Here is a 20833-nt window from a genome sequence, read left to right as displayed (position 1 = left end):
AAACAGCGAGGAACAGATTGTCGCAAAGGAGCACTGCACGGGTTGGTCGCGGCGACGAAAACGGCAAAACCCCGGCGACGATGTGGGCCGTCACCCGGTCCGGGAGGAGCCCGGCAATCGGAACGGAACGGAGTAACGGGTGCCCGGTCGGATCGTGATTGATGACGTCCAGCCCGTGGTTTCCTGCGGCAAGTACCCCGCCAAAGCGGTGGTCGGCGAGGTCGTGCCGGTCCGCGCCGCGGTATGGCGGGAAGGTCATGAGGCCGTTGCGGCGACCCTGGTCGTGCGCTATCTGGGGCCACGCTACCCGCAAGTTCCCGAACTGCGCGGCACCCCGGCTGTGCCGGTCCTTGACCCGGAAGCCCCCGGTGCTCACCTCCGTGTCAAACCGCTGCTGCTGCCGATGACGATGGGTGCGGAACCTTTCGTCTTTCATGGCCAGTTCATCCCGGACCGCGTTGGATTGTGGACCTTCCGGGTCGACGGGTGGGGTGACCCGATCCACACCTGGCGCCGCGCGACGGTGGCCAAACTGGATGCCGGCCAGGGAGAGACGGAACTGTCCAACGATCTGCTGGTGGGTGCCCGGCTCTTCGAGCGCGCCGCCGCCGGGGTGCCGCGTGCGCAACGCGAGCCGCTGCTGGCGGCCGCGGCTGCGTTGCGCGCGCCGGGTGATCCGGTGACCCGGGCCGCGCCGGCGCTGACACCTGAGATCGGCGAGCTGCTGGCCCGCTATCCGTTGCGCGAACTGGTGACCCGCGGTGAGCAATACGGCGTCTGGGTGGATCGGCCCCTGGCGCGTTTCGGCGCGTGGTACGAGATGTTTCCGCGCTCTACCGGCGGCTGGGACGCCGACGGCAATCCGGTGCATGGCACCTTTGCCACCGCGGCGGCGGCGCTGCCGCGCATCGCCAATATGGGTTTCGACGTGGTTTATCTGCCGCCGATTCATCCCATCGGCAAGATCCACCGTAAGGGCCGCAACAACGCCGTAACTGCCGCGCCTGGCGATGTCGGCTCTCCGTGGGCGATCGGCAGCGATGAGGGCGGTCACGATGCTATCCACCCCCAACTGGGCACGATCGAGGATTTCGACCGGTTCGTCGCGGCAGCACGCGAACTGGGAATGGAGGTAGCGCTCGACCTTGCGCTGCAATGCGCACCCGATCATCCCTGGGCCCGGGACCACCGGCAGTGGTTCACCGAACTGCCCGACGGCACCATCGCCTATGCGGAGAATCCACCCAAGAAATACCAGGACATCTATCCGCTGAACTTCAGCAATGACCCGGCCGGCTTGTATGGCGAAGTGCTGCGCGTGGTGCGCTACTGGGTGGATCACGGCGTGAAGTTCTTCCGGGTCGACAATCCGCACACCAAGCCGCCCGATTTCTGGGCCTGGTTGATCGCCCAGGTCAAAGCGGCCGACCCCGACGTGCTGTTCTTATCCGAGGCCTTCACCCCGCCGGTACGCCAGTACGGACTCGCCAAACTCGGTTTCACCCAGTCCTACACCTACTTCACCTGGCGCACGTCGAAGGGGGAGCTCACCGAGTTCGGCCGCGAGATTGCCGAACTCGCCGACTATCGTCGGCCCAACCTGTTCGTCAACACCCCGGACATCCTGCACGCGGTACTGCAGCACAACGGACCCGGGATGTTCGCCATCCGGGCGGTGCTGGCGGCGACCATGGGTCCGTCATGGGGAATGTATTCCGGCTACGAACTTTTCGAGCATCACGCACTGCATGAGGGTAGTGAGGAATACCTGAATTCCGAGAAATACGAGTTGCGACCCCGCGACTTCGCCAGCGCTCTCGCGCAAGGACGATCTTTGGAACCATTTATTGCACGGCTCAACGCAATCCGCCGACTGCATCCAGCGTTGCAGCAGTTGCGCACCATCCATTTCCACCATATCGACAACGACGCGCTACTCGCCTATAGCAAGTTCGACCCCATTACCGGAGACTGCGTGCTGGTAGTAGTTACGCTCAACGCATTTGCTCCCGAAGAGGCAACCTTGTGGTTGGACATGGCAGCACTGGGCAGGGAGCCCTACGAACGATTTTGGGTTCGCGATGAAATAACTGGCGAGCAATACCAATGGGGGCAAGCCAACTACGTTCGCATCGATCCGGCTCGCGCGGTTGCCCACATCATCAACATGCCCCCGGTCCCGGAAGAATCCCGATTCACCTTGCTGCGCAGGAGGTGATTCCCGAAATGACACCGACTGAACGCTTCACGGTGGCCGACCTGGCTCCGGATCCCGGCGACCTGGCACGGCTGGTGGCTGGTGTACATCACAATCCCCACGGCGTCTTAGGCGCCCACGAGTACGGCGACCACACCATAATCCGAGCGTTCCGACCGCACGCGACCGAAGTCGTCGCGCTTATCGGGGGTGAGCGGTTCACGTTGCAGCACATCGAGTCCGGGCTGTTCGCAGTTGCGCTACCGTTCGTCGGTCTCATGGACTATCGGCTGCAGATAAGCTACGCCGATTCCGGCGTCTATACCGTTGCCGATGCCTACCGCTTCCTGCCGACGTTAGGTGAGATCGACCTGCATCTGTTCGCCGAGGGCCGCCATGAGCGGTTATGGGAGGTATTGGGTGCGCATCCCCGCTCGTTCACCACCGCCGACGGTGTAGTCGAGGGCGTGTCGTTCGCTGTGTGGGCACCCAATGCCAAGGGTGTCAGCCTCATCGGCGACTTCAACGGCTGGAACGGTAACGATGCCCCGATGCGGGTGCTGGGCTCTTCGGGAGTATGGGAATTGTTCTGGCCCGACTTCCCCCGTGATGGCCTCTACAAGTTTCGGGTTCATGGCGCCGATGGCGTGGTTACTGACCGGGCTGACCCGTTCGCGTTCGCTACCGAGGTGCCGCCGCATACCGCCTCGCGAGTCACGTCGAGCAACTACACGTGGAAAGATGATGACTGGATGAGGCAGCGCGCCCAGAAAAATCCGGTGGTCGAGCCGATGAGTACCTACGAAGTCCATCTGGGATCGTGGCGTCCCGGACTGAGCTATCGTGAGCTTGCCCGAGAGCTAACCGATTATGTAGTGGCGCAGGGGTTTACCCATGTCGAGATGCTGCCTGTGGCTGAGCATCCGTACGCCGGATCGTGGGGATACCAGGTAACCTCTTACTACGCACCGACCTCTCGGTTTGGCACCCCCGACGATTTCCGCGCTCTCGTCGACGCGCTGCATCAAGCCGGCATCGGTGTCATTGTCGACTGGGTACCAGCCCACTTCCCCAAGGACTCCTGGGCGCTGGGCCGTTTCGACGGCACACCGCTTTATGAGCATGCCGATCCCGCGCGTGGCGAGCAACTCGACTGGGGTACTTATGTGTTCAATTTCGGCCGACACGAGGTGCGCAATTTCCTGGTGGCCAATGCGCTATACTGGATACAAGAGTTTCACGTCGACGGCCTACGGGTGGATGCGGTGGCGTCGATGCTTTATCTGGATTACTCACGACCTCCGGGTGCCTGGACGCCGAATATCTACGGCGGCAGGGAGAACCTCGAAGCGGTGCGATTCCTGCAGGAAATGAACGCCACTGCGCACAGGGTAGCTCCTGGCATTGTCACCATCGCCGAGGAATCGACGTCGTGGCCAGGTGTGTCACGACCGACAAGCCTTGGTGGCCTGGGTTTTTCGATGAAATGGAACATGGGATGGATGCACGATACTCTTGGCTACCTTAGCCACGATCCGATCTATCGCAGCTACCACCACCACGAGATGACGTTTTCCATGCTCTATGCGTTCAGCGAGAATTTCGTGCTGCCGCTCAGCCACGACGAGGTGGTGCACGGCAAGGGCAGCCTATGGGCACGGATGCCGGGCAACGATCACCTGAAAGCCGCCGGGCTACGCAGCCTGTTGGCTTACCAGTGGGCGCACCCGGGCAAGCAACTGCTATTCATGGGTCAGGAGTTTGGCCAGCGAGCCGAATGGTCCGAACAGCGCGGCGTGGACTGGTTTCAACTCGAGGAGGAGGGTTTTTCGCTTGGGATCCAGCGACTGGTGCGCGACCTCAACGCCATCTACCGTAGCCACCCCGCGCTGTGGAGCCGGGACTCCACCCCCGACGGGTATTCCTGGATCGACGCCAACGACTCGGCCAACAACGTGCTGAGCTTCTTACGCTACGGCAGCGACGGCTCGGTACTCGCCTGCGTGTTCAATTTCGCCGGCACGGAGCACACCGGCTACCGGCTCGGCTTACCCAGCGCCGGCCGGTGGCGCGAAGTGCTCAACACCGATGCCACGGCCTATCAGGGTTCCGGCGTCGGCAACTTGGGCGGCGTCGACGCTACCGACGAGCCGTGGCACGGCCGCCCGGCGTCGGCGGTGCTGGTGTTACCACCCCTGTCGGCTGTGTGGCTAGAACCCGCTGAGTGGCGCCCGGCGGGAGCCAACGCATATCCGTGACCCGGTTTCCGATGACCGCACCTCAGTAAAGCGCATTGGCAAGGCTACGCCGCGCGGCGATGACCTCGGGATCCGACGGGTCGAAAAGGTCGAACAGTTCGATCAGCCGAGTGCGCACTTTGGTGCGCTCGTCGCCGGACGTGCGTCGCACCAGTGCGATCAGGCGCTCGAACGCGGCGCTGACGTCCTGGTTGAGGATCTGCACGTCGGCCGCGGCAAATGCGGCATCGATGTCGTCCGGGGTCGCATCGGCAACCGCTACAGCGTCGGGCCGCTGTGCGGTGGCCCGGGTCAGAAAATCGATCTGGCGGATCGCCGCCTTGGCTTCACCACTGTTCGGATCGGCGTCCAGGATCGCCTGATAGGAGTGACGCGCGGCCACCAAATCACCAGCCTGCAGTTGTTCTCGTGCCTGCGCCAGCGCCGGGTCGATCCGTTGTTCGGAACCCGGTGCACCGGTGAGCTTGCCAGCCGTCGCAGACAGCAGGGAATCCAGCCAGCGGCGCAATTGCGCCGCTGGCTGCATGCCCTGGAAGCTGGAGATCGGCTGTCCCGCGGCCAGCGCCACCACAGTGGGGACCACTTGGACGCCGAAAATCTGGGCCACCCTGGGCATGGCTTCGACGTTGACCGTAACCAGTGACCACTTACCGCTGTCGGCGGCGGCCAGGCCCGCCAGGGCGTCGGCCAACTGGCGGCAGACGTCGCTGCGCGGAGACCACAGCAGCACCACGACCGGCACCTGCCCGGAGCGGACCAGCACCTCTTCTTCGAAATTGGCCTCGGTGACCTCGGTGCCGACCGCTTCCGCCGACGCCCCAGCGGCCGCGTTGCCGCCGGGTGACGCCTTCCGCTGGGCTCGCTCTTTCAGCGCCGACAGATCGACGGCTCCGGCCATGGCGGGCCCAATCCGGGGTCCAGGACGTGTCACAGTGTCAAGTCTGTCATGCGCCTCGGATGCCCCTCCAGCCGGTTGCGCAGACCGGGATCCCGGTGTCGGCACGAGGTGAACACCCTCAAGCGGCACTACCATCCGCCGTTATGGCGAAACTCACATGTGGCCCGCACCACATCGGCCGGCAAACACCCGCGGCGGCTCGGCGTTAGCCGGCCCGCAGGATCAGGGCATCACCCTGGCCGCCGGCGCCACATAGGCCGGCAACCGCGTAGCCGGAACCGCGGCGCGCCAACTCCAGGGCGGCGTGCAACGTGATGCGGGCCCCCGACATGCCAAGCGGATGCCCTACCGCGATCGCGCCGCCGTTGACGTTAACGATTTCCGGGTCCACACCGAGTTCCCGTATCGAGGCCAGGGCCACCGCCGCGAACGCCTCGTTGATCTCCACAACTGCGAGCTGATCCAGCGTAATGCCTTCCCGGGCGAGAGCTTTCTTGATCGCGTTGGCCGGTTGTGATTGCAGCGTCGAATCCGGGCCGGCCACCACACCGTGTGCGCCGATCTCGGCTAGCCAGGTAAGCCCCAGCTTTCGGGCCGTGTCCTGGTTCATCACCACAACCGCGGCAGCACCGTCGGAAAGCTGTGACGCCGACCCCGCGGTGATCGTGCCGTCCGGCCGGAATGCCGGCGGCAGCCCGGCCAGCGATTCGACGGTGATATCGGGGCGAATGCCCTCGTCCGCGCTGAACTGCAAGGGATCACCCTTACGTTGCGGGACGCTGACCGGCACCACCTCGTCGTCGAAGAGACCGTCCTTCCACGCCGCGGCCGCTCTCTGATGTGAGCGCGCGGCGTATTCGTCCTGTTCCTCACGGGTGAATTTATCGACTTCGTTGCGCTGCTCGGCAAGCGCGCCCATCGGCTGGTCGGTAAAGACGTCGTGCAAACCGTCGTAGGCCAGATGGTCTAAAACCGTGACATTCCCGTACTTGTAGCCGGCCCTGCTGTTCATCAGCAGGTGCGGCGCCCTGGTCATCGATTCCTGTCCCCCGGCCACCACCACGTCGAACTCCCCGGCCCGGATGAGCTGATCGGCAAGGGCGATGGCATCCAGGCCGGAGAGGCACATCTTGTTGATGGTCAACGCGGGCACATCCCAGCCGATGCCGGCCGCCACCGCGGCCTGACGCGCGGGCATCTGGCCGGCACCCGCGGTCAGCACCTGGCCCATGATCACGTACTCGACCAGCGAAGGTGGAACCTGTGCCTTCTCCAGCGCCGCCGCAATCGCGATGGCGCCCAGGTCAGTGGCCGAGAAGTCCTTCAGGGAACCCATCAGCTTGCCGATCGGGGTGCGCGCTCCAGCAACGATCACCGATGTCGTCATAACTACCTCCTGGGCGGGTGCGAGCGGCCGGTCCACCGGCCGGTGAAGCACAATCTTCGCCGTCAGGTTACCGTTAGGTTATGACCACCGATCAAATCGACGCACCTCCCGCCCTGGCCACCGCGTTGGTTACGGCTATCGATCACGTCGGACTGGCGGTTCCCGACCTGGACGCGGCGATCATGTGGTACCACGACCACCTCGGCATGATCCTGGTGCACGAGGAGGTCAACGAGGAGCAGGGAATTCACGAAGCGATGCTGGCGGTACGAGGTGCTCCCGCCGGCAGCGCGCAACTCCAGTTGATGGCCCCGCTCGACGAGTCGTCGGCGATCGCGAAGTTCTTAGACAAACGCGGGCCCGGCATGCAGCAACTGGCGTACCGGGTCAGTGATCTCGAAGCGCTGACCGAGCGATTGCGCGCTCAAGGTGTTCGGCTGATCTACGAGACACCCAGGCGCGGAACGGCGAACTCGCGAATCAACTTCATTCACCCCAAGGACGCGGGCGGCGTGTTGATCGAGTTGGTTGAACCAGCTTCCGTGTCAGACTCGCGGATCTAGAACCGCGTTCGGGTTGGACGCCGCCGGGTGCGTTCGGCCCAGCAGGTCGTATGCCAGTGACGCCGATCAGCTACCCCGGCGAATGGTGAATCAACGGGCCACACCACTACATGTGCTGCACCGGAGCGGATTTGGTGATCGCAACCCGGACACCTATAGCTCTTAGAGGCGCGGGCCCCGGCGACCGGCCGCACTTCGTAGTCGTGGCCGTCGGGTCCGGTCTCCGCTTTACGGGCAACCGGCAACAACCAGAGCGGCTGCTGCCGACGAGCTGAGGTGCGGCGGCGGGGCATATCATCAGCCTAACCCATAATTTCTCCGCGAAACTCAAAACAGCCGGTACTCACCGCTGTCCAGACCGCGCATCTTATCGTAATCGATTGTGACGCAACGGATACCGCGGTCAGCAGCCAACGTGCGGGCCTGCGGTTTGATTTGCTGGGCGGCAAGAACTCCCTTCACCGGCGCGAGCACGCTATCACGGTTGAGCAATTCGAGATAGCGGGTCAGCTGCTCAACACCATCGATCTCGCCACGACGCTTGATCTCAACTGCCACCGAGTGGCCGTGCTCGTCGCGGCACAGCAAGTCAACCGGCCCGATCGCGGTCATGTACTCCCGGCGGATCAGCGTATATCCCGTCCCCAGTAGCTCGACATGCTCGGCGAGCAGCGCCTGCAGGTGGGCCTCGACGCCGTCCTTAACCAGTCCCGGGTCGATACCCAGCTCGTGGCTGGAATCATGCTCGATCTGCTCAACGGTGATCCGCAGTTGCTCTCCGGCTTTGTTCTGCACCACCCAGACCGGCTGCGGCCCGCCGAGTTCCTCGGTGAGCCAGCACGGCGGACTCATCCAGTTCAGCGGCTTGTAGGCGCGGCCATCGGCGTGCACACTAACCGACCCGTCAGCCTTGAACAACAGCAGCCGGCGCGCGGGCGGCAGGTGCGCGGTAAGCCGACCGAGGTAGTCGACCGTACACTGGGCGATCACGAGTCGCACCCGACCCACCATAAGCCACCGGCTTCGGAATAGGCGGAGACAAATTAAGCTGGCGCCACCATGACGGCCAGGAAGACGGTGACCCAACACCTGGGCCGGGTGCTTGAGGCGCTGACCCACCAGAGCGGCCGCCTCCCGGAAACCCCCGCCTACGGATCCTGGCTGCTGGGCCGGGTGTCGGACAGCCAGCGCCACCGCCGGGTGCGCATTCAGGTCATCCTCACCGTCTTCATGCTGGCCGCGAACCTGATCGGGATCGGTGTCGCCCTGTTGCTGGTGACGGTGGCTTTTCCAGTGCCCAGTGTGTTCAGCGACGCGCCGGTATGGCTTACTTTCGCGATTGTCCCGCTTTGGCTGGTAATTGTGCTGGCGGTGGGCACCTACTGGATCACCCGAAGAACCGTGGCGGCGATGCGGTGGGCGATCGAGGAACGCAAACCGACCCGAGCCAATGAGCGCGACACCTTCCTGGCTCCGTGGCGGGTGGCGATGGTGCACCTCGTCCTGTGGGGTGTCGGCGCGGCATTGTTGACGACCCTCTACGGCCTGGTCAACAGCGAGTTCATCCCGCGGTTCCTGTTCGCGGTGAGCTTTTGTGGCGTCCTAGTCGCCACCGGCTGCTACCTGTTGACCGAGTTCGCCCTGCGCCCGGTAGCCGCCCAAGCTCTCGAGGCCGGACCTCCGCCGCGGCGCCTGGCCACGGGCATCGTGGGCCGGATCATGACAGTGTGGCTACTCGGGTCCGGTGTGCCTGTCATCGGCATCGCCGTCACCGTGATTTTCGTGCTGTTGCTGCACAATTTGACCGAGACCCAGTTCGGGGTCGCAGTGCTGCTCATCTCGATGATGACGCTGATCTTCGGATCCGTCCTGATGTGGGTCCTGTCGTGGCTGATCGCGACGCCGGTACGGGTGGTGCGGTCCGCGCTCAAGCGGGTCGAGCAGGGTGATTTACGTGGCGATTTGGTCGTGTTCGATGGCACCGAACTTGGTGAGCTGCAGCGCGGGTTCAATGCGATGGTCGACGGACTCCGCGAGCGGGAACGCGTGCGCGACTTGTTCGGTCGCCACGTCGGGCATCTTTCCGCTGCGGGTATGCGGCAGCGAGTCGGCGAACTCGATCTCCTTGGGGGCGACCGCGGCGCCCAGCTTCTTGCGGGCATGAGCCAGCAACGCCAGCCGCAGCTCCTCGTCGCCGGTAAAGCCGTCCTTCAGCGTGACGAACGCCTTGACGATCTCGCCCACCACCGGATCCGGTTTGCCGATGACCGCCGCCTCGGCGACCGCGGGATGCTCGGTCAGGGTGTTTTCGACTTCGAACGGGCCGATCAGATGCCCGGCCGACTTGATGACGTCGTCTGCCCTGCCGACGAACCAGAAATAGCCGTCGGCATCCTTTTTCGCCAGATCCCCGGTGAGGTACAGCCCGTCGGTGAACGACTTGCGGTAGCGCTCTTCGTCGTGCAGATAACCCCGGAACATCGACGGCCAGCCGGTCTTGAGCGCAAGCTCACCTTCGACATCCGGCTCGTCGATCACCGAAACGCTGCCGTCGTCATTGTGTCGCACTATGTATGCGTGCACGCCGGGCAGCGGCCGGCCCATCGATCCGGGTTTGATATCGAACGCGGGTGTGTTCGCGATCATGATTCCGCCGGTTTCGGTCTGCCACCAGTTGTCGTGAATCGGCAGGCCCAGAACGCGTTTCCCCCACCAGACCGCCTCCGGGTTTAGTGGTTCACCGACACTGGCGATGAAACGCAGACGCGGAAACCGGTACTGCGCGGGGAGTTCGGGACCCGCTTTGATCAGCATCCGGATCGCGGTGGGTGCGGTGTACCACACCGTCACGCCCTGATCTTGCAGGATGGTGTACCAGCGCTCGGCGTCGAATTCCGCCTCGTCGACGATCGACGTCACGCCGAGCAACAACGGGGCGATCACACCATAGGAGGTTCCGGTCACCCAGCCCGGATCGGCGGTGCACCAGAAAATATCGTCGGGATGCAGGTCGAGCGCATACCGGCCGGTGACGTAGTGCATCGCGACGGCGCCGTGCACGTGGATGGCGCCTTTCGGCGTCCCGGTGGTGCCGCTGGTGAAGTGCAGCAGTGCCGGGTCGTCGGCAGTTGTGGGCTCGATCGGGGAGTTCTCGTCGGATGCGCTCATCAGATGCCAGAAGCTCGACACCCCCTCGGGGGTGTTCCGACCGTCGACCAGCACGATGTGTCGAACCGATGTCAGGCGGTCGCGGACCTGGGCGATCTTTCGCCGGTAAAGCGAGGTGGTGGTCACCAAAACATCGGCCTGACCGATGCCGACCCGGGTGGCGATGGGTTCGGGCCCGAAGGCCGAGAACATCGGGCACACGACGCTGCCGTTGCGCAGGGCGCCCATGATCGCGATGTACAGTTCGGGGATTCGACCCATGACCGTGAAGACCCGGTCTCCCTTGCCGATGCCGAGCGAGCGCAGGACGCCGGTGAACCGCCTCGACAGCCCGGCCAGTTCGCCGTAGCTGAATTGCCTGGTCGCGATCCGGCCGTCGGGGCCGGGATCGGTGATGAACCGCAGTGCCGTGCGGGTTCGCGCCGGACCCTCGGCGTGGCGGTCGACGGCGGCGTAGGCGATGTTGCAGCCGCCGCCCATGCCTTCGCACAACGGCGGCACATCGGCCCAGTCGAAGGTTGAGCAGATCTGCTGATAGTCGGTGAAATTCGGCGTGACGACAAGATCGTCGGCGCTCTTGTGAATGATCTGCATGCTGGGTCCTAGCCGGGTGTTGTCTTCATCGTTTCCGTGCCGGGCGAGCCGGGATAGGGACCAAGGTCACCAAAGGGTGCGGCCGGATGACCCTGCCCCGAGGAGACGGCGGGGGCACACCATCGGGGCATGGACCACCCCAGCAGATGGTCGATCCGGGACACGCTGCGCGTGTTCAACAAGTTCATGCTCAACCCGGCGATGATGCGACTGGCCGGGCGCAAACACTGGTATGCGTCGGTGATCGGGCACACCGGACGTCACTCGGGCCGGCGGTACGCGACACCGGTGGTCGCAGAGACGGTGTCGGATGGGTTTATCGTCCCGTTGCCCTACGGCACACACGTCGATTGGCTGCGTAACGTGCTAAGCGCTGGGCAGGCAACGATTCGGGTCAGGGACCAGACCTACGCTGTCGTCGAGCCCGAAATTATCGGTGCGGAATCGGCGGCGCCACAGCTATCGGCGGGACGTCGGCGACTGTATCGGCGTTTGGGAATCGCCAACTTCGTCAAGCTGAAGCTTGCCGAGCCGCGCGGCTAACGCCCTGCGAGCGCTCCCATCGTCAGCGCGGGCCGCCGGGACAGGGACCACCGGAATAAGGAACAACGAATCACCAAGTGAGGACTAAAGCCTCCTGACCTATTGCGACGTGTTCGATAGCGTTTTTGCGTTCTCCCGTTGACCACTGCCCAAGGGCGCACATGATGGAGTATGGTCCGCCGACGTCGGTGGTCGTTGGCACCGATGGGTCGCAGACAGCGGTTGGCGCTGCGCGGTGGGCCGCCGAGAAGGTGGCCGGTTCCGACATCCCGTTGCGGTTGCTCTGCGTCATGGAGCAAAACCGCATCGATACCCGGGCGCTGGCAACCCGGCGCGGCGACACGGCGCGGCGGAACGCCGGTCGGGCCGTGAACGTGACCAACCCCGGATTTGTGATCCCCTACCGGTGAGGAAAGGAGTCGATTCCGATGGCTATCTGCGCTACCTGCGGCAATGACTACGATAAAGCATTCACCGTCACCTGGGTGGATGGCCATAGCGCAACCTTCGACAGCATTGAGTGCGCGGCAATGAAATTGGCTCCCACGTGCGCGCACTGCGGCTGTCGGGTCCTAGGCCATGGGGTAGAGGCCGAGGGGACGATTTACTGCTCTGCGCACTGCGCCCGGCAAGCCGGCAGCACCGGGGTCAGCGACCGCTTTCCCGCCCCGGTGGGCGCCACGCCGGGGACACCGTGATAGCCGTGACCCGACGCCGCGGCCCTCGAACCGTCGGCAACGGGGCGACTGAGCGGCGCAACCCGATAACAACTCGTCTATTACGTTATCTACTACGGTGCGTAGATGGCCTTGACGAACTCGGCGATGGCGTGCTCGGGGAGATGACGGGCGATATCGGCTTCACTGACGATTCCGACAAGCCGGTGGTTTTCGATGACCGGCAGCCGCCGGATCTGATGCTCCTCCATCATGCTGAGCATCTGTTCGATACTGGCCTCACCGCCGATGTGATAGACCCGGCCCTGCGCCAGCTCACCGGCCGTGGTGGTGTTGGGATCACGACCGACGGCGATGCATTTGACGACAATGTCGCGGTCGGTGAGCATGCCGAGCAGACGGTTGTCGTCCCCCCAGATCGGCAATGCCCCCACACCCGAGTCGCGCATGTGCCGGGCCGCGGCGGTCATCGTCTCATGTTCACCGATATAGGTCACCCCACGCTGCATGATGTCTTTGGCCGTCGTCATGGTGTTCTCCTGAAATTCATGCTGTGCCTGGGTGATTGAGAATCGGCAACCCATAATCTAGGTGCCGGTTTTCAGCCGTGGTAGGGCCATTAGGCCTTTTAGCCGCCAACGTTTGGCCGTTGCCGTCGTCCGGGGGTGATGCGAAGGTGGCGGCAGTGAGGTGGCCGATCGATTAACCTATGGGAGGCGGTGATCGGGGGTGGCAGGTGAACCCGCGATGATCACAGTGCTGCTGGGTGGCGACGTCATGCTCGGGCGCGGCGTCGATCAGATTTTGGCGCACCCCGGTGACCCGTACTTGCGCGAGCCGTACGTGCGGGATGCGCGAGAGTATGTTCACCTCGCCGAGCGAGCGAACGGGCCGATTCCCCGTCCGGTGGATTGGAGCTGGCCCTGGGGTGACGTACTGGCGCTCCTTGACGATGTTGCACCCGATGTTCGCGTGATCAACCTGGAAACAACGATCACCGCCGATGGCGAGTTCGCCGAGCACAAAACGGTGTGCTATCGAATGCACCCCGACAACCTGCCGGTGCTCACGGTGTTTCGGCCCGACGTGTGCGCCCTGGCCAACAACCACATTCTCGATTTCGGCTATCAAGGGTTAGCCGATACGATCTTGGCCCTCACCCCGCCAGGAATCCAGGCTGCCGGGGCGGGAGCCGATCAGCTCATCGCGCGCCGCCCGGCGGCGGTGACGGTTCCCGGTGGACACCGGGTGCTCGTCGGCTCGGTGGCGACGAAATCGTCCGGCGTTCCCGAGTCGTGGGCCGCACAGCGCGACCGGGCCGGGGTGTGGTTGGTCCGGGACCTGTCAAGCCGGGTCGCCGACGACGTGGCGGCAGGGGTGCTCGCGCACAAGCGTGACGGCGACGTGGCGATCGTTTCCGTGCATTGGGGGCCCAACTGGGGCTACGCCGTCACACCGGACGAAATCGGGTTCGCGCACCGGCTCATCGATGCCGGCGTGGACATAGTTCACGGGCATTCCTCACACCACCCCAGGCCCATCGAGATATACCGCGGCAAACCGATCCTGTACGGCTGCGGCGACGTCATCAATGATTACGAGGGCATCGGCGGACACGAGTCATTCCGCGGTGATCTCGGCCTGCTGTATTTGACCAGTACCGATCCGGCCAGCGGTGAATTGGTCTCGCTGCGGTTGATCCCGTTGCGGGTACGGCGGATCCGGCTTGAGCGCGCCTCGCAGACCGACACCGAGTGGCTTCGCGCCACCGTGGAGCGCACCAGTCGCCGGTTCGGGATCCGCGTCGTGGCGCGACCCGACGACCTGCTGGAAGTCATGCCCCTGAGCAGCACCACCCGGCCCCAGATGAGCCCGGCAGATGCCGGCAGCTGAGGCCGGCCTAAACGATCGGGCTTGCTTGCCATCCCAACTGTTGACTGACTTGCCGTGGCCGGCTTGTCGCTTGGTTGTCGGCGGGTAGCGCCACCCGCAGTGGCGGAGCGGTTCAGCCGGCGCTGAACCGGGTTTCGTCGTTGGGATGTGTTCCGGTCGCCTGGAAGATCACGCGGCGGGCCACGTTCACAGCGTGGTCAGCGAAGCGTTCGTAGAACCTGCCCAGCAGCGTCATGTCCACGGCCGCCTCCACACCATGTTTCCAGCGGCGGTCCATCAAGACCGCGAATAGCTGCCGATGCAAATCATCCATCGCGTCATCTTCTCGGCGGATTCGGGCGGCTTTGTCCGGATCCCCGGACAGCAACACTTCCTGGGCCTCGGCCGCCAACTCGACCGCTAATCGGCCCATCTCTGCGAAGTATCCGTTGACCTCTTCCGGAAGAGCGTGTTGTGGGTGACGGCGCCGGACGATCTTGGCGACGTGCAACGCCAACCCCCCCATCCGTTCGAGTTCGGCGACGTTTTGAATCGAACTGACGATCGCCCGCAGGTCACCGGCGACCGGGGCCTGCAGGGCCAGCAACAGGAACGCTTTCTTCTCGGCGCGCGCGCTGATTGCAGCAATCTTCTCGTGGTCGCTGATCACCTGCTCGGCCAGCACCAGATCGGCCTGCAACAACGCGTGAGTCGCGCGTTCCATGGCCACACCGGCCAGTTCGCACATCTGCGCCAACTGTCCGCTCAGCTCGGCCAGCTGCTCACGATAGGCGGGCCGCATCTGCTCACCCGCCGGTCACGTCGGCATCACCAGGCATACCTATTCCGGATAACCACATCCCCTGGCCGGGCTCGCATTGCCTGCCTCCTTCCTGCACGCCGGTTGTGATCATGCGCTGACGGTCGGTTCACCGGCAGGGCCGCAGGTCACCGCCGCCGTGGCCCAAAGTCACATTGGGGGCTCGGGCCGCTGTCGGTGCCGACGGCGGGAAAGCGGTTGCCAGAACCCGTCATCCCGACGCCCCCGACGCCGCGGTGGACCGTAGTCTCGATAGGTGTCGATCCGGGAGCTGATCGTGCTCGGTACCGCCAGTCAGGTGCCCACCCGTCGTCGCAACCAGAACGGATACCTGCTGCGCTGGGACGGTGAGGGGCTGTTGTTCGATCCAGGCGAGGGAAGCCAGCGGCAACTGACGCTGGCCGGTATCCCGGCGACCAGCGTGACCCGGCTGTGCCTCAGCCATTTCCACGGTGACCACTGTCTTGGTGTGCCCGGCATCGTGCAGCGCCTGTCCCTGGACCGGGTGCAACACCCGATATCGGCGCACTTTCCCGCGTCGGGCCGGGAATTCTTCGCGCGGCTGCGTCACGCCTGCGCTTTCTACGACGTCGTCGACCTGCGCGAGCAGCCGCTCACTGGGGATGGGCAGGTCGCTGACGGCGCGTTCGGCGTCCTTGAGGCGCGGCGCCTGGACCAAGGCTGACGAGGTTTTCCACGAAGCGGGGATAGCCACGATCGATGTGGAAGACATCGTGTACCTCGGTGTCGCCATCGGCGACCAGCCCCGCAAGCACCAGGCCGGCACCTGCACGGATGTCCGAACTCCACACCGGAGCGCTCGAGAGCTGCGGGAGACCACGCACGACGGCGTGGTGTCCGTCGGTGCGCGCATCGGCGCCCAGGCGGATCATCTCCTCGACGAATCGGAACCGGGATTCGAACACGTTCTCGGTTATCATGGATGTTCCGTCAGCGATCGAGGCCAACGCGATCGCCATCGGCTGCAGATCGGTGGGGAACCCGGGGAACGGCAGTGTCGCGACATTGACCGCCTTCGGCCGCTCGTACTGCGTGACCCGGAAACTGTCGTCGGTCTGGGTGACGGTGGCACCGGCGTCGTGCAGCTTGTGCAGCACCACCTGCAAGTGGGCTGGATCAACCCCGGTCACCGTGATGTCGCCGCGGGTCATCACCGCGGCGATGCCCCAGGTGGCCGCCACGATGCGGTCTCCGATTACGCGGTGCTCGGTCGGATATAGCCGCGGTACGCCGGTAATCGTCATCGTCGGTGAGCCCGCGCCTTGGACCTTCGCGCCCATCTGGTTGAGCATCGTGCAGAGATCGACCACATCGGGCTCCCGGGCCGCGTTGTGAATGGTGGTGACACCCTCGGCCAGGACGGCTGCCATCAGGATGTTCTCGGTAGCCCCCACCGAGGGGAACTCGAGTTGAATCTCTGTGCCGCGCAGGGTGTCCGCCTGAGCCACGACGCAACCGTGCTCGATATTGCAGTTGGCACCCAGTTGGCGGAGGCCGGCCTGGTGCATGTCGAGCGGACGCGAGCCGATCGCATCGCCCCCGGGCAGAGCAACCTTGGCCCGTCTGCACCGGGCGACCAGCGGTCCCAGCACGCAGACCGAGGCGCGGAACTGCCGCACCGCAGCGAAGTCGGCATCATATTTGGGTTCATCCGGAGAAGTGATTCGGACGGTGTCGCCAGCCAGTTCCACCTGGGCGCCGAGCCCGCGCAGTACTTCCGCCATCAACGGGACGTCGAGGATGTCGGGGCAGTTGGTGATCGTGGTGGTGCCCTCGGCCAACAACGCCGCGGCCATCAGCTTCAGCACACTGTTCTTGGCGCCACCGACCGCAACTTCGCCCGACAACCGATTGCCGCCGGTAACCACGAAACGCTCAGCCACTCGGGTTAGTTTAGCGAGAGGGTATCGCCCTGTCAGTCAGCCCGGTCACCGGCCGGTACCGTTTGACGTATGGCTGTACACTTGACGCGCATTTATACGCGTACCGGCGATGACGGTACCACCGGCTTAAGTGATTTCTCCCGGATCGCCAAGACGGACGTTCGGTTGGCGGCGTACGCAGACTGCGACGAGGCGAACGCAGCGATCGGCCTCGCGCTCGCGCTCGGAAACCCCGACCAGCAAGTCATGCATGTGCTTCAGCAGGTACAGAATGACTTGTTCGACGCCGGAGCGGACCTTTCCACCCCGGTCGTTAAGGATCCAAAGTCGCCGCCCTTGCGAATCACTCAGCCCTACATCGAGCGGCTCGAGAAATGGTGTGACGAACACAACGCAGACTTGCCCGCACTGAATTCTTTTGTGCTACCCGGTGGATCAGCGCTCTCAGCCTTACTGCACTTCGCCCGCACCATCGTTCGCCGTGCTGAGCGCTCAGCGTGGGCCGCGATCGAAGCCTACCCGGAAACCGTAAGTGCAATGCCGGCCAGGTATCTGAACCGTCTCTCGGATCTGCTGTTTATTCTGGCACGGCGGGCGAACTCGGGCGGCGATGTACTGTGGCAACCCGGCGCTGCCACGCCGACAACGCGGCCCGAGACCTGAACACCCCGCCGATCACGCACTGCTTCTGCGTGCGCGCGGCGAAGGGCGGGATTCCAGCCACGACAAAAACGCGGTCAATGCTCCACGGTCCAATGCGATCTCATAACCACTCCGGCGAACCTGCGTGGTGTCGCGCAGCTCTAAAACTACGATTTCGTCGGTCATGATGTCGAACTCGTCGCCTCGCGGCGACCGCCGCGAAACAACCTCGATTCCCCGCCTGCTAAGCCGGCGATCGGGCCACAAACGGACACTGGAAAGCCGGTAAAACACTGCCTCCCCGCCGTGATAACGAACGACACCGTGCCGCCACCCGTGGCCCTCGACCGCGGGGATATCCCGCATGATCGCCGCAATCCCGCCCTGGCGCAACTTCCACAACCGATAGCTCAGCGCAACGACGATTAGCAACAACACGGCGGCCAGCACGGCCACTGCGATCATGGGCGCGCTCATCGGCTGCGGCTGGCTTATTCGAGTACGCCCAAGGCGCGCAACCTCGCCCGTCCCCGAGCTGCAATCCTGGGATCCCCGGACTGGGCGTCATGTCTGGCGGTAGCCTCATCGATCTCCGAAGCGAACTCCGCTGATTCGGCGAGGATGATGACACCCCCGTCTTCGGTTACCGTCAAATATCCGCCATGTGTCGCGATACGCAAGTCCTCCTGGCCCTCACGCTCGACCCGCACCATGGCATCTTCGACGAGCTGTGCCACTAACGGGATATGACGGGGCATGATGCCGATCTCGCCGACGGTGGTGCGAGTGAAGATGAATGTAGCCCGACCGGACCACATCTTCCGGTCGACGTCGACGATGTCGACATCCATTTCAGCCATGCCGCATCACCTTTCGTCATGGTGAGATCACAGTTTGACGCCAAAGCTCTTAGCTTTCTTGGCCAAGTCGTCAAGGCCACCGATCAAGAAGAACGCCTGTTCGGGAACATGGTCGAAGTCACCCTTGCACAACCGATCGAACGCCTCGATTGTTTCTTTCACGGGGACCGTCGAACCCGGCTGGCCGGTGAACTGCTCAGCCGCCATCATGTTCTGCGAGAGGAACCGCTCAATGCGCCGGGCCCGGTTGACTAACTGCTTGTCCTCTTCAGAGAGCTCGTCAATGCCCAGGATGGCGATGATGTCCTGTAGATCCTTGTAGCGCTGCAAAATCCGAATTACCTCCTGTGCAACGCGGTAGTGCTCCTCGCCAACAATGCTCGGATCAAGAATGGTCGAACTCGATGCCAATGGATCTACAGCCGGGAAAATGCCCTTGGAGAATACCGCGCGGGACAGCTCGGTAGTCGCGTCCAGATGAGCGAACGTGGTCGCGGGTGCCGGGTCGGTGTAGTCGTCGGCTGGCACGTAAACCGCCTGCATCGACGTGATCGAACGGCCCCGGGTCGAGGTAATACGTTCCTGCAGCTCGCCCATCTCATCGGCCAGCGTGGGTTGATACCCCACCGCCGAGGGCATCCGGCCCAGCAGCGTCGACACTTCTGAACCGGCTTGGGTGAACCGGAAGATGTTGTCGATGAACAACAAGACGTCCTGGCCTTGCTCGTCACGAAACCATTCGGCCATGGTCAGCGCCGACAGCCCCACTCGCATGCGGGTACCCGGCGGCTCATCCATCTGGCCGAAAACCAGGGCGGTGTCCTTGAGGACGTTGGCTTCTCGCAGCTCCACCCACAGGTCATTGCCCTCGCGGGTACGCTCACCGACACCGGCGAATACCGAGGTTCCACCGAAGTTACGGGCGATGCGGTTGATCATCTCCTGGATCAACACCGTCTTCCCCACGCCGGCACCACCGAACAGTGCGATCTTGCCACCACGCACATACGGGGTCAGCAGGTCGATGACCTTCAGACCGGTCTCGAGCATTTCCGTTCTCGGCTCAAGATCCTCGAAAGAGGGTGGCTTGCGGTGAATAGACCAGTGCTCGAAATCTTTTCCGTACCCCGGCTCGTCCAGGCAATCGCCTAGCACGTTAAAGACGTGACCCTTGACGCCTTCGCCGACCGGCACCGAAATCGGGCCGCCCGTATCGATCACCTCGACGCCGCGCACCAGGCCGTCGGTGGGCTGCATAGAAATACAGCGCACCAGGTTGTCACCGAGGTGCTGTGCTACCTCCAGCGTCAAAGTTTTCGCCAGCGATTTGAAGGTGACATCGACGTGCAGCGCGTTGAACAACTCGGGTATCGAACCCCGGGGAAACTCGACGTCGACCACAGGTCCGGTGACCCGGACCACACGGCCATTGGCGTTCCCGCCGTGGGTCTTTACAATCTTTTCAGCGGCAGTAGTCATATCTTCTTCTGCACTTCCTCGTGGGACCTATCGATGGGAGTTCACTTTGCGGCCTCGGCGAGTGCATTGGCACCGCCGACGATTTCGCTGATTTCCTGGGTGATCTGGGCTTGCCGTTCACGGTTGGCTTCCAGCGTCAAGGCTTTAATGAGGTCGTCGGCATTATCGGTAGCAGACTTCATGGCTCGTTGACGCGATGCCAATTCCGACGCCGCAGATTCCAAAAGCGCGGCATAGACCCGGGTGGTCAGATAGCGTGGCAACAGTGACTCAAAGAGCGTGGTGGCATCCGGTTCGAAGGAGTACAGCGTGCGTGGACCGATCTCCTCCTCCACGTATTCCACCACCATTGGGGCGATCCGGCGAGCTTCCGCCGACTGTGACAACATCGATTTGAATTCGGTGTAAACGATGTGCAACTCATCAACACCGATGACGCCATCGGCGCCTGGGTCCTCCCCGGTGTCGTCGGCTCCGGCCATGAACGTTTCCACCAGCGTGGATGCGATCGCAGTGGCATTCTCGTAATGGGGCTGCTCGGAGAATCCTGCCCACGACTCGGTAATGTCCCAATTCCGGAAAGTGTAGTAACCCAACGCTTTGCGACCAACCACGTACAGTACCGGAGTCTTGCCTTCCTGTCGGAGCAAGGAGAACAGCTCCTCGGCGCGGCGAAAAATGTTGGCGTTATAGGCACCGCACAGGCCACGGTCGGACGACACCACTAGGACGCCCGCCCGTTTTGGCTCAGGGCGCTCGACCAAGAGCGGATGGTCCAGCGCGGATTCGGCAGCCAGCGTGGTAAGCATGCGAGTGATTTCAAACGCGTACGGCCTGGCGGCCGCGAGCCGGGACTGCGCCCTGGCTATGCGTGACGTTGCGATCAGCTCTTGGGCCTTGGTGATCTTCTTGATCGAACCGGCGGAGCGGATGCGTCCGCGCAATTCGCGGAGTGTGGCAGCCATAGTCGA

20 protein-coding genes and 2 pseudogenes are annotated in these 20833 nt (G+C 63.6%); 10 read left to right on the top strand and 12 right to left on the bottom strand.

From position 1 onward, the window contains the following. Positions 1 to 139: 139 nt before the first annotated feature. Positions 140 to 2218, top strand: coding sequence for an alpha-1,4-glucan--maltose-1-phosphate maltosyltransferase (locus QJR12_RS15205; protein WP_300583921.1), 2079 nt, complete (start codon positions 140 to 142; stop codon positions 2216 to 2218). 8 nt (positions 2219 to 2226) lie between these two features. After that, positions 2227 to 4455 carry a 1,4-alpha-glucan branching protein GlgB gene (glgB, locus tag QJR12_RS15200; RefSeq protein WP_300583919.1) on the top strand — a complete coding sequence of 743 codons (2229 nt, stop codon included), beginning with the start codon at positions 2227 to 2229 and terminating at the stop codon, positions 4453 to 4455. A 22-nt stretch (positions 4456 to 4477) separates the two neighbouring features. On the opposite strand, the gene QJR12_RS15195 is transcribed toward glgB, so the two are convergent. Together QJR12_RS15195 and QJR12_RS15190 are read right to left on the bottom strand one after the other, a co-directional pair. Beyond that, the gene (locus tag QJR12_RS15195; RefSeq protein WP_300583917.1) at positions 4478 to 5386 is read right to left on the bottom strand and encodes a tetratricopeptide repeat protein; all 909 of its coding nucleotides are present in this window, start codon (positions 5384 to 5386) and stop codon (positions 4478 to 4480) included. A 172-nt stretch (positions 5387 to 5558) separates the two neighbouring features. Beyond that, positions 5559 to 6740 (bottom strand): acetyl-CoA C-acetyltransferase, encoded by a 1182-nt coding sequence (locus QJR12_RS15190; RefSeq protein ID WP_300583915.1) that lies wholly within the window; start codon positions 6738 to 6740, stop codon positions 5559 to 5561. 80 nt (positions 6741 to 6820) lie between these two features. Between QJR12_RS15190 and mce the strand changes: the two genes are divergently transcribed. After that, on the top strand, positions 6821 to 7303 hold the full coding sequence (gene mce / locus QJR12_RS15185; RefSeq protein WP_300583913.1) for a methylmalonyl-CoA epimerase: 483 nt from the start codon (positions 6821 to 6823) through the stop codon (positions 7301 to 7303). Here mce and QJR12_RS15180 read toward each other — a convergent pair. Together QJR12_RS15180 and nucS are read right to left on the bottom strand one after the other, a co-directional pair. Further along, entirely contained in the window at positions 7300 to 7596 is a 297-nt protein-coding gene (locus QJR12_RS15180) for a hypothetical protein (protein WP_300583911.1), read from the bottom strand. The two genes, mce and QJR12_RS15180, sit on opposite strands and share 4 nt — an antisense overlap. Before the next feature lie 34 nt (positions 7597 to 7630). Further along, positions 7631 to 8302, bottom strand: a complete 672-nt coding sequence (nucS, locus tag QJR12_RS15175) for an endonuclease NucS (RefSeq protein WP_300583909.1) — start codon at positions 8300 to 8302, stop codon at positions 7631 to 7633. Positions 8303 to 8362: 60 nt separating this feature from the next. Between nucS and QJR12_RS17775 the strand changes: the two are divergent. Next, positions 8363 to 9280 (top strand): annotated as a pseudogene (locus tag QJR12_RS17775) (hypothetical protein); the annotation flags it as partial. Here QJR12_RS17775 and acsA read toward each other — a convergent pair. Further along, positions 9254 to 11065: an acetate--CoA ligase gene (gene acsA / locus QJR12_RS15165; protein WP_300583907.1), complete on the bottom strand. Its 1812-nt coding sequence runs from the start codon at positions 11063 to 11065 to the stop codon at positions 9254 to 9256. The pseudogene QJR12_RS17775 and the gene acsA sit on opposite strands and share 27 nt — an antisense overlap. Before the next feature lie 129 nt (positions 11066 to 11194). Here acsA and QJR12_RS15160 point away from each other — a divergent pair, with 129 nt between their 5' ends. From QJR12_RS15160 to QJR12_RS15150, 3 genes are all read left to right on the top strand, one after another. Next, positions 11195 to 11608: a nitroreductase gene (locus tag QJR12_RS15160; protein ID WP_300583218.1), complete on the top strand. Its 414-nt coding sequence runs from the start codon at positions 11195 to 11197 to the stop codon at positions 11606 to 11608. Positions 11609 to 11772: 164 nt separating this feature from the next. Continuing rightward, entirely contained in the window at positions 11773 to 12018 is a 246-nt protein-coding gene (locus tag QJR12_RS15155) for a universal stress protein (protein WP_300583220.1), read from the top strand. 18 nt (positions 12019 to 12036) lie between these two features. Further along, complete coding sequence (locus QJR12_RS15150; RefSeq protein ID WP_300583223.1) at positions 12037 to 12306, top strand: hypothetical protein; 270 nt, start codon at positions 12037 to 12039, stop codon at positions 12304 to 12306. 92 nt (positions 12307 to 12398) lie between these two features. On the opposite strand, the gene QJR12_RS15145 is transcribed toward QJR12_RS15150, so the two are convergent. Then, positions 12399 to 12815, bottom strand: coding sequence for a CBS domain-containing protein (locus QJR12_RS15145; RefSeq protein WP_300583225.1), 417 nt, complete (start codon positions 12813 to 12815; stop codon positions 12399 to 12401). Positions 12816 to 13014: 199 nt separating this feature from the next. Here QJR12_RS15145 and QJR12_RS15140 point away from each other — a divergent pair, with 199 nt between their 5' ends. Next, the gene (locus QJR12_RS15140; protein ID WP_300583227.1) at positions 13015 to 14178 is read left to right on the top strand and encodes a CapA family protein; all 1164 of its coding nucleotides are present in this window, start codon (positions 13015 to 13017) and stop codon (positions 14176 to 14178) included. 112 nt (positions 14179 to 14290) lie between these two features. Here QJR12_RS15140 and phoU read toward each other — a convergent pair whose 3' ends face one another. Further along, the gene (phoU, locus tag QJR12_RS15135; protein WP_300583230.1) at positions 14291 to 14959 is read right to left on the bottom strand and encodes a phosphate signaling complex protein PhoU; all 669 of its coding nucleotides are present in this window, start codon (positions 14957 to 14959) and stop codon (positions 14291 to 14293) included. A gap of 274 nt (positions 14960 to 15233) precedes the next feature. On the opposite strand from phoU, the pseudogene QJR12_RS15130 reads away from it, so the two are divergent. Then, positions 15234 to 15653 (top strand): annotated as a pseudogene (locus QJR12_RS15130) (MBL fold metallo-hydrolase); the annotation flags it as partial. On the opposite strand, the gene murA reads toward QJR12_RS15130, so the two are convergent. Continuing rightward, on the bottom strand, positions 15592 to 16881 hold the full coding sequence (gene murA, locus QJR12_RS15125) for a UDP-N-acetylglucosamine 1-carboxyvinyltransferase (protein ID WP_300583905.1): 1290 nt from the start codon (positions 16879 to 16881) through the stop codon (positions 15592 to 15594). The pseudogene QJR12_RS15130 and the gene murA overlap by 62 nt on opposite strands. Before the next feature lie 69 nt (positions 16882 to 16950). Here murA and QJR12_RS15120 point away from each other — a divergent pair, with 69 nt between their 5' ends. Next, the gene (locus tag QJR12_RS15120) at positions 16951 to 17544 is read left to right on the top strand and encodes a cob(I)yrinic acid a,c-diamide adenosyltransferase (RefSeq protein ID WP_300583901.1); all 594 of its coding nucleotides are present in this window, start codon (positions 16951 to 16953) and stop codon (positions 17542 to 17544) included. A 12-nt stretch (positions 17545 to 17556) separates the two neighbouring features. Here the strand turns inward: QJR12_RS15120 and QJR12_RS15115 are convergent, their stop codons facing one another. From QJR12_RS15115 to QJR12_RS15100, 4 genes are read right to left on the bottom strand one after another with little or no spacing between them, the layout of a single operon-like run. Further along, the gene (locus QJR12_RS15115) at positions 17557 to 18000 is read right to left on the bottom strand and encodes a DUF2550 domain-containing protein (protein ID WP_300583899.1); all 444 of its coding nucleotides are present in this window, start codon (positions 17998 to 18000) and stop codon (positions 17557 to 17559) included. 14 nt (positions 18001 to 18014) lie between these two features. Next, positions 18015 to 18383, bottom strand: a complete 369-nt coding sequence (gene atpC / locus QJR12_RS15110; protein WP_300583897.1) for an ATP synthase F1 subunit epsilon — start codon at positions 18381 to 18383, stop codon at positions 18015 to 18017. 27 nt (positions 18384 to 18410) lie between these two features. Continuing rightward, a complete protein-coding gene (gene atpD, locus QJR12_RS15105) occupies positions 18411 to 19862 on the bottom strand; it encodes a F0F1 ATP synthase subunit beta (protein WP_300583895.1) in 1452 nt (483 codons plus the stop codon). 41 nt (positions 19863 to 19903) lie between these two features. Continuing rightward, positions 19904 to 20827, bottom strand: a complete 924-nt coding sequence (locus QJR12_RS15100) for a F0F1 ATP synthase subunit gamma (protein ID WP_300583892.1) — start codon at positions 20825 to 20827, stop codon at positions 19904 to 19906. Positions 20828 to 20833: the final 6 nt, after the last annotated feature.

The organism is Mycobacterium sp. (genome assembly GCF_029961025.1).
GTDB lineage: Bacteria > Actinomycetota > Actinomycetes > Mycobacteriales > Mycobacteriaceae > Mycobacterium.
This window is presented reverse-complemented; position numbering and strand designations above follow the sequence as displayed.